At 63.3% G+C, this 13,494-nt stretch carries 11 protein-coding genes; 4 read left to right on the plus strand and 7 right to left on the minus strand.

Going from position 1 to position 13,494, the window contains the following annotated elements:
* The first annotated feature begins 27 nt into the window (after window positions 1–27).
* Both LR961_RS09650 and LR961_RS09655 read left to right on the plus strand, forming a co-directional pair.
* Window positions 28–777: a DUF11 domain-containing protein gene (locus tag LR961_RS09650; RefSeq protein ID WP_232148626.1), complete on the plus strand. Its 750-nt coding sequence runs from the start codon at window positions 28–30 to the stop codon at window positions 775–777.
* Between the two features lie 273 nt (window positions 778–1,050).
* The gene (locus LR961_RS09655) at window positions 1,051–1,710 is read left to right on the plus strand and encodes a lysoplasmalogenase (RefSeq protein ID WP_232148627.1); all 660 of its coding nucleotides are present in this window, start codon (window positions 1,051–1,053) and stop codon (window positions 1,708–1,710) included.
* Between the two features lie 75 nt (window positions 1,711–1,785).
* On the opposite strand, the gene LR961_RS09660 is transcribed toward LR961_RS09655, so the two are convergent.
* The 4 genes from LR961_RS09660 to LR961_RS09675 are packed head-to-tail and all read right to left on the minus strand — an operon-like array spanning window position 1,786 to window position 5,406.
* Window positions 1,786–3,234, minus strand: coding sequence for an efflux transporter outer membrane subunit (locus tag LR961_RS09660; protein ID WP_232148628.1), 1,449 nt, complete (start codon window positions 3,232–3,234; stop codon window positions 1,786–1,788).
* Window positions 3,235–3,241: 7 nt separating this feature from the next.
* The gene (locus tag LR961_RS09665) at window positions 3,242–4,423 is read right to left on the minus strand and encodes an HlyD family secretion protein (RefSeq protein WP_232148629.1); all 1,182 of its coding nucleotides are present in this window, start codon (window positions 4,421–4,423) and stop codon (window positions 3,242–3,244) included.
* 4 nt (window positions 4,424–4,427) lie between these two features.
* Window positions 4,428–5,060, minus strand: a complete 633-nt coding sequence (locus tag LR961_RS09670) for a DUF3302 domain-containing protein (protein ID WP_232148630.1) — start codon at window positions 5,058–5,060, stop codon at window positions 4,428–4,430.
* A complete protein-coding gene (locus tag LR961_RS09675; protein ID WP_232148631.1) occupies window positions 5,053–5,406 on the minus strand; it encodes a response regulator in 354 nt (117 codons plus the stop codon). Before LR961_RS09675 ends, LR961_RS09670 begins: the two co-directional genes overlap by 8 nt.
* A gap of 222 nt (window positions 5,407–5,628) precedes the next feature.
* On the opposite strand from LR961_RS09675, the gene LR961_RS09680 reads away from it, so the two are divergent.
* Window positions 5,629–7,095, plus strand: a complete 1,467-nt coding sequence (locus LR961_RS09680; RefSeq protein ID WP_232148632.1) for an ATP-binding protein — start codon at window positions 5,629–5,631, stop codon at window positions 7,093–7,095.
* Entirely contained in the window at window positions 7,088–7,711 is a 624-nt protein-coding gene (locus tag LR961_RS09685) for a response regulator (protein WP_232148633.1), read from the plus strand. Before LR961_RS09680 ends, LR961_RS09685 begins: the two co-directional genes overlap by 8 nt.
* A 467-nt stretch (window positions 7,712–8,178) precedes the next feature.
* Here LR961_RS09685 and LR961_RS09690 read toward each other — a convergent pair whose 3' ends face one another.
* From LR961_RS09690 to tssI, 3 genes are read right to left on the minus strand one after another with little or no spacing between them, the layout of a single operon-like run.
* Window positions 8,179–8,739 carry a hypothetical protein gene (locus LR961_RS09690; RefSeq protein WP_232148634.1) on the minus strand — a complete coding sequence of 187 codons (561 nt, stop codon included), beginning with the start codon at window positions 8,737–8,739 and terminating at the stop codon, window positions 8,179–8,181.
* Between the two features lie 3 nt (window positions 8,740–8,742).
* Window positions 8,743–10,560: a peptidoglycan-binding domain-containing protein gene (locus tag LR961_RS09695; protein WP_232148635.1), complete on the minus strand. Its 1,818-nt coding sequence runs from the start codon at window positions 10,558–10,560 to the stop codon at window positions 8,743–8,745.
* 12 nt (window positions 10,561–10,572) lie between these two features.
* The gene (gene tssI / locus LR961_RS09700) at window positions 10,573–13,488 is read right to left on the minus strand and encodes a type VI secretion system tip protein TssI/VgrG (RefSeq protein WP_232148639.1); all 2,916 of its coding nucleotides are present in this window, start codon (window positions 13,486–13,488) and stop codon (window positions 10,573–10,575) included.
* Between the last annotated feature and the right edge of the window lie 6 nt (window positions 13,489–13,494).

Here is a 13,494-nt window from a genome sequence, read left to right on the forward strand (position 1 = left end):
GGGCGCACCCCGCCAGGAGCAGATGCCGTGAATCGCACACGCCAACGCCATGCCCACCGTCACCGCACGATGCGGTGGCGCAGTTGGGCCGTGGTCGGGCTGCTGCTGGCATGCATGGCCGGGCCAGCCACTGCGCAGACCGTGCAGCTTGCCAAACGCACCATCGGTGGGGCTGGCAACTTCGATTTCAGCATGGTCAATCTGCTCCCCGGCACGGACAGTATCACCACCACCGTTCCCGGCACGCCCGTTAACTCCACGCTGATTGCCCCGGTGACCAATCCGTTGTTGGCGGTGACCATCACCGAACAACCCAGCGCCCAGCACACACTCACATCAGCGAGCTGCGAGGACACCAACACCGGCACCACCGGTATAGGGACGCTGGTCGGAAACACTCTGACCATCGATCCGATCGAACTGCAGCCGGCGCCCACCTTGCTGTGCACATTCGAAAACACACTAGTCAGTCCGGACCTCACCATCGTCAAGGCCGTTGATCTCGCATCGGTGCCCAGTGGCGGTTCCCTGATCTACACGCTGACCGCCAGCAACGTCGGCGTGGTGGGCGTGACAGATGCGGTGCTGCGTGACACGCCGGACAGCGGATTGAGCTGCACCAGTGCAGCCAGCTGCACGCCCGCTGGCAATGCAGTGTGCCCCGCAAGCCTGCCTGCCAATGAGTTGTTCGGTACTGGCGTCACCGTGCCCAGCCTGCCGGCAGGCAGCAGCATCGTCGTCACGGCGACATGCACGGTCACAGCTTCGGGGCAATGAGTCTCTGGCGATAGGGGGCGCAGTGTGGCGTTCGCCTCATGCGCGGTAACCAGCTGATGCTGCTTTGGCGCCGCGCAATGACGATCTGTTGAAGGGCGCGTCGAAGGGCGCGGCGCTCCGTTGCGTCCAACACCCGGCCAGCTTCTCGGAACCTCTGTGGGCGCGCGGACGTTACCGGCTGCTGGTTGGCTTGCCACCTGTCCACGTCGCAATGGCACAATCCACGCCGACCTCAGTTTTCGAATGATTCGAGAAAGAGGCCTCAGGAGCACCATGGTGACCGCAACAGGCTTCACGATCATTGTTTGCCTTGCCGCTTGCGGGGCGCATGTCTTCTCCGAGTTCCGTGGCTGGAAGACCGGCAAAGCCATATTCAAGATTGCCGCCAGTACGGCATTTCTGGCCTTGGCGGCCCAACTCGACGCAACCGCATCAACGTATGGTCAACTGATCCTGGCCGCGCTTGTGCTCAGCTGGGTGGGGGACGTCTTCCTGTTGTCTCAGAAGAGCCGTCTCTTCCTGCTCGGCATCGCCAGCTTCCTGCTTGCCCACGTGGTTTTCTCGGTTGCCTTCGCAACCCGCCCCATGAATGGCACCGCGTTGATCGTTGGGCTCGCCGTCATGGCTTGTATTGGGATCGGGGTGCTTGCTTGGCTCTGGAAGCATCTGACCGACTTCTATCGCGTCGCGGTTACCGCGTACGTGATGGCCATTGTCGCCATGTGCGCGCTGGCCATTGCCGTGAGCGCCGCATCCGGGGCGTGGCTGCTGGCGGTTGGTGCGGTGACGTTCGCGGTCTCGGACATTACCGTCGCTCGGGACCGTTTCGTGGCACCTGGCCCCATCAACCGGCTCTGGGGCCTGCCGCTCTACTACGTGGCCCAGATCATCCTTGCCATGTCGATTGGCGGGGCACACCCCGGTATCGGCTGACTGGACCTCAAGCCCTGGCGCTTCCTGAGACCCTGGCGGCGGGACAGGGCCGCAGGAGAACCGCCGCGGAGGTGCTTATCCAGCGTGCTGCCCACCGGTTTTCAGGGTGCCGGTCTGCGGGAGTTCAAAACTTCCGCCGAGTGCCAGATACAGATCAACGCGACGGCTCAGGCGTTCGCTCTGCAGCGTCAGCAACGCAACTTCCGCTGCGTGCACGGCCAGCTGACGCTGGTTGACCGCACGCAGGTCGGACTTGCCAACCCGGTAGGCAGTCTGTTCCAAACGCAGCGCTTCGCGGCTCGATGCCTCGGATACCTTGAGGATGCGTTCGCGTTCACCGAGGATCCGCTCGGAACTGAGCGCACCCTCGACTTCGCCCAGTGCGGTAAGCGCACGACGGGCGTAGTCGGCCACGGCCTGCTTCTGCTCGGCCGTGCGCAGCTCCACCTGGCCGGTGAGCGCCCCACCGCTGTACACCGGTACGGCGGCCGTACCGGTGATGCTGGATATGGTTTGTTCCAGGCCGCTGCGTGTTTCCAGCACCTCATTGCTGAGACGGCCATAGCCGGCGGACAGCGAAAGCGAAGGGAGCATCGCAGCCTTGGCTTCGCCAACCTTGTCGAAAGCGGCCGCCACACGGCGTTCGGCAGCCAGCATGTCGAGCCGACGATTGAGTACATCCATCGGAATGCCCGCCGGAACCGGGGCAGGCACGGCCGGCAGCGTCGCCGACGCCAGCATGCTGGCACTTGGGTATCGGCCAAGCAGCAGCTCGAGCGCACGCAGGGATTGAAGGTGTGCAAGTTCGATCTGTTGCCGGGCATTCTGGTAATCGCTGAGGCTGGCCCGCGCTGTGACCACATCACTTTCACCGCTGATGCCGATGCGACGCCGCTGCTCGGCCAGCTCGACCAGGGTCTGCGCTGCTGCGACCATCTCATCAGCCAGCGCCTGTTGTTGCCGGGTCTCGCTGGCGAGGAACCAGGCACGTGTGACCGCAGCGGCCAGTGACTGTTGCGCGTAGCGGAAATCGGCATCGCTCGCATCACGCGCGGCCATTGCTGCGTTGCGTCCGTAGCGCAGGCGGCCCCACAGGTCCACTTCCCAGGACATACGCAGCATCGCGCCGCTGAGCAGCGGCACGAGGTCGGCCACTGGCTTGGAGCCCGAGCGGCCCAGTATCCCGATGCTGGGCTTGAGCTGCGCCTGTGCGATGTCCAGCTGGGCGTTGGCCTGATCAAGACGCGCTGCGGCGATCTGCAGGTCGGGATTGTTGGCCAGCGCTTCGTGTACCAGCTGCGTGAGGGCAGGGTCATTGAAGCTGGTCAGCCAGCCGTCCACGACGTCTGCCGTACTGGCAGCGTCGCCCCAGCCAGCCGGAATGGTTGCATGGCCCAAAGCCTGTGCCTGCACCTGGGTACCCGTTGGCTCGGGCAGCACCGCGCAACCGGTCAGAGCGGTAAGCAGGCAGGCAGCAAGCGTGCGCGATGCGAGCTGGAACGAAGGTCGTAGTTGAATGTGCATTGTGGGCTCAGTGCAGTTTCAGGACGAGCCAGTCGAGCTTCGAACCGACGCGGATCATCACTTTGCGGACCATGTGAAGCAGCTTGCCGTGTTCGGTGTAAACGGCGCCCTGTCCCTGCGCTCCCATGGCCAGGAATGCATCCTTGTCCTTGCCGGCAGGGCGCAGGCGCACGGCGATGCGGCCGGTCGGGATGGGCTGTGCGCCAGGCTGCGGGACCATGCCACTGATCGGCATCTGCCCGGTGCCGGTCGCCCAGACAATGGAATCGACCTCGCACTTGATGATGCGGTTGGGATGCGTCTTCAGTGCGATTTCTGCTTCATTGCCGGGCTCGATGTTGCCGAGCTCGTTCTGCGCATACATGGCCAACACCCATTGTTCGTGTTCGACGAAACTCATCACCGGGGTGAGGGGCAGATTTGCTGCGTAGGACCCTTCGCGCAGCTGCAGATTGACGACCGTGCCATCGGATGGGGCGCGCACCGTGGTCTGATCGAGCTGCCAGCGGGCCTGCACGATCTGGGCCTGGAGCTGCTCCAGCGCGGCACGGGCCTGGGCTACTTCGGAGAGCTCGCCGTCGCTGGTGCGTGCCGACAGCTTCTGCTGTACCTGGGCCATCTGGGCCGAGGCCGAGACGAGTTCCGAGCGCAGGCTCGCCGCTTCGGCTTGTGCCTGCTCGTGGTCGAACTTCGGGCCGGCGCCGGTCTGCGCCAGCTCGCCAGTCTGGCGTTCGCGCAGTTCGGCAAGCCTTTGCCGCGAAGCCATCGCCGCATGCGCCGAGCGTGCCGACTTCAGCTGTTCACCGAGCTCGCGCTGGTAGGCCTGCGCACTGTCCAGCTTGGCGGAGAGCTCAGGCACTTTTGCTTCCAGTGCGGACAGCTCCTGCTGATACTGCACCGGGTCGATGCGGAACAGGACGTCGCCCTTCTTCACCGGGCGATTGGCTTCGACCGGAACTTCGATCACGCGTCCAGCCACGCGCGGGACGATCTGCACGACATAGTTGACGACGCGCACATCGGATGAAGAAGGGGCCACCACGTTGAGAATCAGGATCATCGCGGCCATGGCAAAGACCGGTAGAGAGATCACGATGATCTGCGTGACGAAGTTCCACGCTAGCAACTTGAACTTGAAGAAGATCAGCCAGACGAAGAACGAGTAGATGAGAAGAAGGATGATTTCCATTGCGTCACTCCCCGGCGTGGCCGGTGGTCTTGTCGTTGGTGGAATGCGTCGCGCCACCGGCCACGGCCAGTGCCATTTCCAACGACTGGATACGGCGTTTGAGCGCCTCGACGTCGGCCGGGGAATGTGGTTCCTCCACCGCCTGCGAGGCAGCTGCGCGGGCCGACTGATGATGGTGTTCGATGCCCGCGTCATGCAGTGGCGTGAGCGCCTCGCCGTGTTCGGGATGATCGGAGACGTCAGTGCCGTACGCGAACTTGTGGAAGACAGGTTTGGTATAGGCCCAGAGCCAGGCCAGCGGCCATAGCAGGCCACCGAAGAACAGCGACAGCAGGCACAGCACCTTGATGGCGGCAAGCTGAGGGTGGCGGCGCTCTTCGGCGATCTTCTCCGGCAGGATGTGGACAAGCCAGAAGACCGTGACCAGCACCACCGGGACAATGAACAATGCGAACCACGAAATCACGTTGGCGGCAGTGTCGAGGGTTTCGCCGCTGAGGAACGACGCATGCGCGGGAAAAGGTAGTGCCGCCGCACACGCCAGCATGGGCGCCAGCGTTGTTCGCAGCACGTGATTGAGTCGCCGATACCAGCAGTTGTGTTTCATCATCGAGGAATGGTCCGTGGTGTCATTCATGAGGACGTGCCTCCATTGCGGCGATAATTGCGCCGATCAGTACTTCATCGTTGACGGGCTTGGCGAGAAAGCTTGAAGCACCGTTCTGCAGTGCCTGCCTCCGGTTCGCAGCCGTGTCATCTCCGGTCAGAACGACCACCGGAAGAGGTGATGGGGTGTTGGCCAGCGACATCAGGACATCGAAGCCACTGTGGCCCTGCAGGTGCAGGTCGAGCACGAGGCAGTCCGGCCAGGCTTCGGTGCCCTGACGGAGGAATTCGATGCCCGAGCCGTATGTGCGCACGCCAAACCCGGCCGCCCGCAGCAGCCGCTGCAAGGCGACCCGGATGCCATCCTGGTCGTCCACGACGGCAATCAAGGGAGGGGGCGGGGTCGGGCGCATCGGCGGCATCTTAGGGAGCCGGGGCCGCCCCGCAAATTGGCCCTTGGGCCTACGTCCAGGGTCTGCGGCAGAAACTGAATGCGCGCTCCCGGCCGCGTCCGTTCGTCCTTGGGGATGCCCGCGATTCACCAGCCGATGTGCTAAAACCACCGCGAACGAAGACGGGGCAGGGGCTCAATGAATTGGATGCAACTCACCTGGCCCATGCTTGCGAGTGCAAGCCTGATCGTCGCCATCGCGCATGTGGTGATCTGGATTGCAAGGCCTTCACAGAAAGTGCACCTCGCCCTTTCACTCGCCGCCGCATCCGTGGCCGCATTGGCGTTGCTTGAACTCGCTGCCTACAGGTCGCTGGCGCCAGCTGAGCTGGCGTCGTATCTGCGTTGGATGCATCTGGCCATCGCGGTGATGGTGCTGTCCTTGCTGTACGTTCTGCATCATTGGTTCGGCTATGGATCCACGCGCATCGTTGTGGTGGCTGCTGTGCTCCGCCTGGTGGCGCTCGTACTGAACTTCACGGTCGGCGACAACCTCAACTTTCTGGCCGTGACGGAGGTTGGACGGTCCGTATGGCTGGGCGTCCCCATCTCGCACCCGATTGGCGAGACCAATCCGTCGGTACTGGCCGGACAGATCAGCAATGCCCTGGTTCTGGTCTATGTCGGCCAGACCATCGTGCGTGCGCTTCGGACGCCCTCAACGGAGAGCAGGGCCGCGTTGATCGTGGCCGGGAGTTGGTTTCTGTTGATCGCCATCATGGTTGCGTCGACGCTGCTGATGGTCTTCGGCTTGCCTCGGCCCCCATTGATCGCGGCCATGGGTTTTCTGCTGGTGGTGGTGACCACCAGCTATTGCCTGGTCAGTGAACTCATCCGTTCCCAGCGGATGGTGATGGAGCTGCAGGCGAGCGAGCTGAGCCGGTTGCGCTCGGAGCAGGAAGTGGCAACGGAGCGGGCCAGCCTTGCGCATCTATCGCGCGTCACAACGCTGGGTGAGTTGTCCGGCTCGTTGGTGCACGAGCTCAACCAGCCGTTGACCGCCATCCTGAGCAACGCGCAGGCCGCGCAGCGGATATTGCGGCGCGACCCGCAGGATATAGCCGAGATTCACGAGATCCTGGTCGACATCATCGACAATGACCGGCGCGCTGGCGAAGTGATTGGACGCATGCGCGGCTTTCTCAGGAAGGAAGCCTATGAGCATGCGCCGTTGGCCATCAACGAGATCGTGAGCGATTGCGTACGGATGATGCGAAGCGAGCTTCACGACCAGCGCGTGACGGTGCACCTCGATCTCGCCCCCGACCTTGCTCCTTGCCTGGGTGATCGTGTCCAGCTGCAGCAGGTGGTGGTGAACCTGATAATGAACGCTTGTGAGTCCATGCAGTCATCTGAACAAGGTCATGTTGTAAGCATCCGTACCCGTGCTTCACCGGATGGGGTGCTCACGGAAGTCATCGATGCCGGTGCGGGAATTCCCGAGGAGATGCTCGAACGGATATTCGCGCCGTTTGAAACCACCAAGGCGACGGGAATGGGGATGGGACTGGCCGTATGTCGCACCATCATCCGTGGGCATGGCGGCTCCATCCAGGCCGAGAACGTCGCACCACATGGCGCACGGTTCTTCTTCAATCTTCCGCAACATGGGTGAACGCATGGGATCTACCGTCTATGTCGTGGATGACGACCCGGATGTCTGCAAGGCGCTGAACCGCCTGCTGGCCAGTGAAGGGTTCATCGTGTCGGTGAGCCATTCCACGCAGGAGTTCCTGGGGTCCTATGACTCCACGGTACCGGCATGCATCATTCTTGATCTGTCCATGCCTGGTATGTCGGGGTTGGAGCTGCAGGCGCAGTTGCAGGCCAATGATGTCAGCTGCCCCGTGATCTTCCTCACTGGCTATGGCGATATCCCCAGCAGCGTGCGTGCGATGAAGGCCGGTGCGTTGGACTTCCTGACCAAACCTGTGGACGCCGACGCATTGCTTGAAGCGGTGAGGCAGGCGGTAGCCGTTGATGAAGCCATCCACCGCAGCGCCATGCAGAGCAAGGATGCACGCACCCTTTTTGACACGCTTACGCCGCGTGAGCGGGAGGTGGTCCCTTATTTGCTCACCGGGCGCCTCAACAAACAGATCGCAGCAGATCTGGGCGTTGCCGAGAAAACCATCAAGGTCCACCGCTCACGCGTGATGCAGAAGTTGGGCGTGCGCACGCCGATAGAATTGCTGGCCTTCCTGGAGCGATCCGGGCTTCAGAAAAAGTAGGGATGTCAGCGGCAGATTGAACCTCATGGAGCTTGGTTCCTGGCCGTGGGGTTTCTGGGACTCGTCGGCGTTTCAACGGCGGGTAGTTGCCGATCAGGCCATTGCCCGGGAACGGATCAGCCCCCTCCCAGCGCTGCAGCCGTCAGTGCATGCTCCAGCCTCTCAGGCGATGCTTGCGCTGTCCTTGGGTGAACGGTGCCCTTTGAACTGCGGCCGCACCCTGCTATCAATCACCAGCGCCGGACAGGGGCAGGCATTCCTATCGCAGCGCATGTGGCACCGATCTTCGATTCAGTGTCGGTCGAAACAGCAGGTGCTGTTCCAGGCAGTCTTAGCGGCCAGCTTCCGGGGGGCGGCGGCTGGCAGCAACCTGTTCCGGCATCGCGCGGAGGCACTTGGTGGTCAGACGTCCAACTTCAGCTCTCCACCCTCAATGCCGGTGTGACTGCGCAAGCCCGCTCCGCTCCTCAATTGCGGGAAGGGCAAACGCTGGACGGACTGACCTCAGGGATCTCCTCGTAGGAGAACGTTTCCTTGTTGAACACCAGTTTTATGCGCTGCACGGGGCTGCTCGTATCCCCAGGTGCGGCGCACTCACGGGTCGCGTCCAGGTCAGGCCAGGCAGCCTTCGTGGATTCCGGGGAAGCAACGCTCTTGAAGTCACCCTCGAGCACCTTGATGGAGGTGCCGTCACCACACTGGACGAATCCAAGGTAGTGGACGATGTCGGCATCGCCGTAGTTGCTTCCCAAGTACTTGGCCAACTGATCGGGCAGCCCGTCGCCATTCAGATCCGGCGTGCCGGCGCTGTAGGTCTGAGCCATTGTCAGGTTGTAGATGCAGTCTTCCTCAGCACCCGGTGGGCAGGCGCTGATCAGGCTGTTCTCGTAGTGCTTCAACTCGACAAGATCGTCGACCGGAACGGCAGCGCAGCGCTGCTGGAGCGAAACGGGTGCGGCGGCTGTCGAGCAGCCGATCGTGGACACGGCAAGGAATGCGACGCTCAGTCGGAGTTGATGCAATCTCATGTACTAGATTCCCGTGGTGTCCAGGTGGAAGCTGTTGCGACCATCACGAAGTGAACCCAGCTCGTCGTTGACGACATACCTGCGACCGGCGCGGCCGGCGTAGTTGGGCCAACTGGCAAGCTGGTTCTGTGTGGCGTTGATCGCCGCGGCATCGGTAAGCAGTTGGTTGGTGATGGCGCGCTCATGTGCGTCCGTCCATTGTGCCAACGGTAGTGACCAGTTCAGTCGCGCATTGCCGGCGATGGCGCTGCGTATGGAGTTGGGCACGCTTTGGCCGGTCACATGGCCCGGGCGGAAGATGTGCCAACGCAGCAGAATGGCGGCAGCCTTCTCGGAGGTGCAGATGTCGCCGAGCGTGCCAGTGACCCGTGTCTGCCCCGAGGTGATGTTGACGTTGATGGCACGAACATCGCGCAGGCGCAGGCGCACCATGTCCCACATGGCCGTCTGCACGCTGGACAGGGTTCTTCCGGCCATCGCAAAACGGTGGAACCAATGCCAGGTCTTGAAATAGTCGGCTTCCACGGGCGTGCGATTGACCATGGGCAGCAGGCGGTCGGCGTTGGCCGTCTGCGCAAGGGCTGCCACGGCCTGGTTCGGTTGGGTCTGCTCGTTATGCTGTCGAATCCAGCCTTCGTACTTGCGCGCGGTGCGGTTCCACAGTGTCCCGGCATTGGAAGACACCCATGTGCTGGACGGGAACAGCCCAAAGCTTCCGAAGGCACGGAGATAGTCGGCCTGATTGCTGTGCAGGAGATAGGCAAGGAATCCGGCCAGCTCCCCATTGTCGTAACCGTTCTGCGGCATCAGTCCCATGGTCCAGTGGCACGGGCCGAGGGAAATCAATGCATCGTCATAGGCATTGATGCCGTCGAACATGCCCATGCATTCCATCTCTGCGGTCGCGCGGACCACGCGATAGGTGGAGGCGGTAGCGCCCGTGGTATTGGCGGCGAGCGTGGCCAATGTGTTGCGTGGGCCGATGAGTCGCTCCGGCGTCATCTCCGCTTCGGCCCACGTATGTGTTGGAACCTCGCTTCGGGCGCCACCGTAGGTCATGTAGCTCGCGTAGCCTCCCAGGATCTGGTACGCGTCCTGGCTGCGCGTGGTGGGGTAGGTGTAGTAGCGGCTGAAGTCGCGGCTGAACATGCGGACGTACGCGGTGACGCGCCGTTGTGCGTCGCGGATGACGCCCTGGGTTATCTGGTTGTAGTTCCAGATGTTGATGCCGTTGGTGGCCGGGATTGTCCGCTGCCCGGTCGCCGCGGCAACCTGCCATGCCTCGATGACCACCGGGCAGCGATAGTTGTGCTGCAGCCAGTAGTCGATTGCATCGCGCGTACGCTGATTCACCACGCCGCTGATGGGGCCGGCGTATCTCGAAGCGTTGGCAACCCGGTCCAACGAACCGACGTGGAAGCTTTCGGGTGGATTTGAATTGGGACGAAGCCCCAGGGCCACGACTTCCGGCGTGGTTGTGCCGGCTTGCGGCCGCCAGCCGTGGAGGCGGGGCACATTGACCTGCGCAACATTGGCCATGCCTGCATAGATCTGGAACTCCCGCACTGCCCATTCGGTCGTGCGGCCGAAGTCACCGTCGGCACTGGCGATGAACAGAAAGCCGAGCGTTCGCAGATCGTTCTGCAATTGGCGCACATGCTGCGGTATCGCTACGGTTGCGCCGCCGCGATTCTGGGGCGTCTGTGCATTCGCGGCTGATGGTGGGCGTGGATTGTTTGTCCCACCCCAACGGGGCGCGCGATTGGCGGCCGGGCTTCCGTCGTTGTCTCCCCGCTGGAGATCGTGATTGCCGTATAGCATGTTGCATCCATCCTAGATGTCGTGTTCGTTCCCCAATGCACTCAGGCCGTCGAGGCTTGGGGTATCAACACCCGCGACGTCTGCTGCACGGTGAAAGCGTTGCAATGCCATACGGCTCATCGGGCCGAAGTCGCCATCGATGGCGCCATGGTAGAAGCCGAGATTCTTGAGCTTGGATTGAAGGCCAACATGCTCGGTGGTGGGCTTCTGGGCGGCCAGGTCGAGGGCCCACTCCCAGGGATGGTTCTCGGCGCCGAACGCGAACACCTTCAGGGTGCCCTTCTTCACGCCATCAGGCATGGGGTGGTTGAGGGAACCGTCCGAGCCGATCACTCCCTCGAAGGTTTCCCCGCCCAGCTCTAGTTGATAAGGCTTGCCGGCCAGGGCGGCGAGCTCGAACTGTTGCCCCACGCGGATGCCGAACTGTTGCAGCGGCAGGGTTGTTCCCTTCGGCAGGTGTTCCGGGATGGCGGGATTCGTCTGCGGCCCCATGAAGGGATGCTGGCTCGCCTTGACCTTGAACTCGCCTGGGCAACTGAAGGTGATGTCGCCGCCTTCCAAGGTAATCGCGCTGCTGCCGGCCTGCAGCACCACCTTGCTCTGGGCGAGCACGTCGATGCGCTTGTCGGTGGCAGTCACCGTGAGCGCCTGCTCGGCGAGCAGCTCCAGTTCGCCGTCATTGGCCTGCAGGCTGACCGGCCCTTGCGCGGCGATGACCCGCAATGGACCGGCCTGCGAGAACAGGGAAACATTGCCGCCGGATACCGAGGTCAATGTTTCGCCGGCGGAGGCATGCAGGTCCTGTTGGACGGTCAGCTCCAGGTTCTGGCCAGCGAAGGCCACGGCACTGGCCGGCGTGGTCCAGGCGACGTGATGCGGTGCTTCGGCCAGCAGGACCGGCTTGCCGAAGCGTTCGACCGGTGTGTCGCCGGGGGTGCGGCCGTCATCGGGCTTGAATGCCGATTGGCCGTTGACCTCGCCCTGGTAGCGGCCCTGTTGCTCGGGATCGATCAGTTCGCGCAGCTTGCCGGTCTGCTGCCAGGCACTGAGGCCGGGCACCTGCTGCTGGCCCAGCGTCTGCTGCATGGCCTCCAGGCTGCGCTCGGCGCCCTTGAGCTGGGAAACGACGCTGGCGTTTTCCATCACGGTGTTGGCCGCGCGCTCCTGCGCGCTTGCCGACAGCAGCATGCCTTCGGCAGCGTGGACATTGCCCCAGCCGGTGGTGGCCAGCTCGAACCCTTCACCGCGCAGGTTTCCGCGTGAAGTGTTCTGGTGTTCGATCAGGTAGCCAAGCTCCAGGCGGCTGTCAGCCAGCGAGCTGTGCAAGCGGGTACGCAGCTGCCCGGGGGTGTCGTCGATGACCCATTGCTGGCTGCCCCCGCCGTCATGCGAGGTGGTGTGCAGGCCACTCAGCACACCAGGATGCTTGGCGTCCTCGTCCACACCGCCACCGAAGGGTGGGGCGACATCACCGTTGTACAGCTGGCCGGTAACGCGCGGCTGGTCGATGTCGCCGTGAAGGAATTCAACGAGCACCTCGCTGCCGATGCGGGGCAGGAAGGCGGTGCCCCAGTTGGGGCCGGCAACCCATTCGGCAACAGGGATCCAACTGCCGGTGGTCTGGTCGCCCGGCGCATGCCCGGGCTGTGCACTACCCGTATCGCTGAAGCCTCCGCTGTTCGGTTGGGCGCCGCGCTGCCATCCAAACTGCACACGCACCTGGTGCTCGCGATTGGGGCTGAGCGCCGCATCTGCCACGCCGACGACGCGGGCTGATTGTGGCCCGTGCAGGGTAGGGCGGTCCTGCGGCAGTGCGCGGACCGGAACCTGTGCATCGGTCGCCAGAAACTGGTTGCGATAGCTGCCGCGCTCAAGTTCAGTGCCTCCGAGCAGCTCGGAGATGCCGTGATCCAGATTGTTGACGGCCGCGTGCCGCACCGACAGCAGATGGAAGGATTGCCCTTCGTGCTGCGGATGCTGGGTCAACGTCAGGCAGTTTCCTGCCGCAAGACGACGCTCGCTGCCGGCGCCGCTGAACAGCTGCTGCGGCACGCGCAGCGCATCCAGTCGAGCCTGCGCTTCATCCTCGGCCCACTGGGCTTCATTGAAGCGGCCCGCACGGGGCTGCACATACACTTCCAGTGGCGGCAGGTCACCTGCCTCGGCCTGCAGCTGCGCGGCAACGGCGGCTAGCTTCTCGCTGTGCCAACTCGAGGTTGTGCTGATGTTGGGGACGAGCTGCCGCCGCTCCGAGAACTGCGTGATGCCATCGGTGGCTTCGGTGGCATGCGTGCGATGAAACCGGATGGACCCAAGGTCGGTAAGCTCGCTGGTCGGTTCGTAGACCACCAGCTGGTGGTTGCCGTCGCCGTCCTGCGCTTGCTCGATGCGCCACGCCAGGCCGGCCTCGGAGAGCAGTCGGGTGATGAACTCCCAATCGGTTTCGCGGTACTGCGTGGTGATGGCACGACTGGGCAGCGCGGCCTTTACGTCGAAGCGGTAGGCCGCTTGTGGGTAGTCGGCGAAGATGGCCTCGCAGATCGCGCGCGTATCCGCGTTCTGGATGATCACCGCGTTGCGGCGAAGCTCCAGCAGGGCAGTCCAAGGCTCCATCACAAGCCGGTAGCGTGCCAGCCCGCCATCGCTGCCCAGCAAAGCGGCCGAGGTGCACAGGCCATGCCATTGGCGGGCCGCGCCGCTGGCCTGGCTGAGTTGCAGCGTGAAGGCCTGCTCCAGCCACGGATCGGTCTCAAGCGAGGCGTCGGTGGCCAGGCAGTCGATCAGGAAACGGGTACGGCCACAGACACTTTCCTCGCCCTCGAACCGCTCCACCACCAGTGCATCCGGCAGGCCTTGCAGACGGATCAGGCGATCGTGATGGGAGAGCCTGGAAAGCGATGCAAGGTGTGTGGAGCTTTGGATATCCATATCGAC

Source organism: Stenotrophomonas sp. SY1 (assembly GCF_021202945.1).
Classification (GTDB): Bacteria; Pseudomonadota; Gammaproteobacteria; order Xanthomonadales; family Xanthomonadaceae; genus Stenotrophomonas.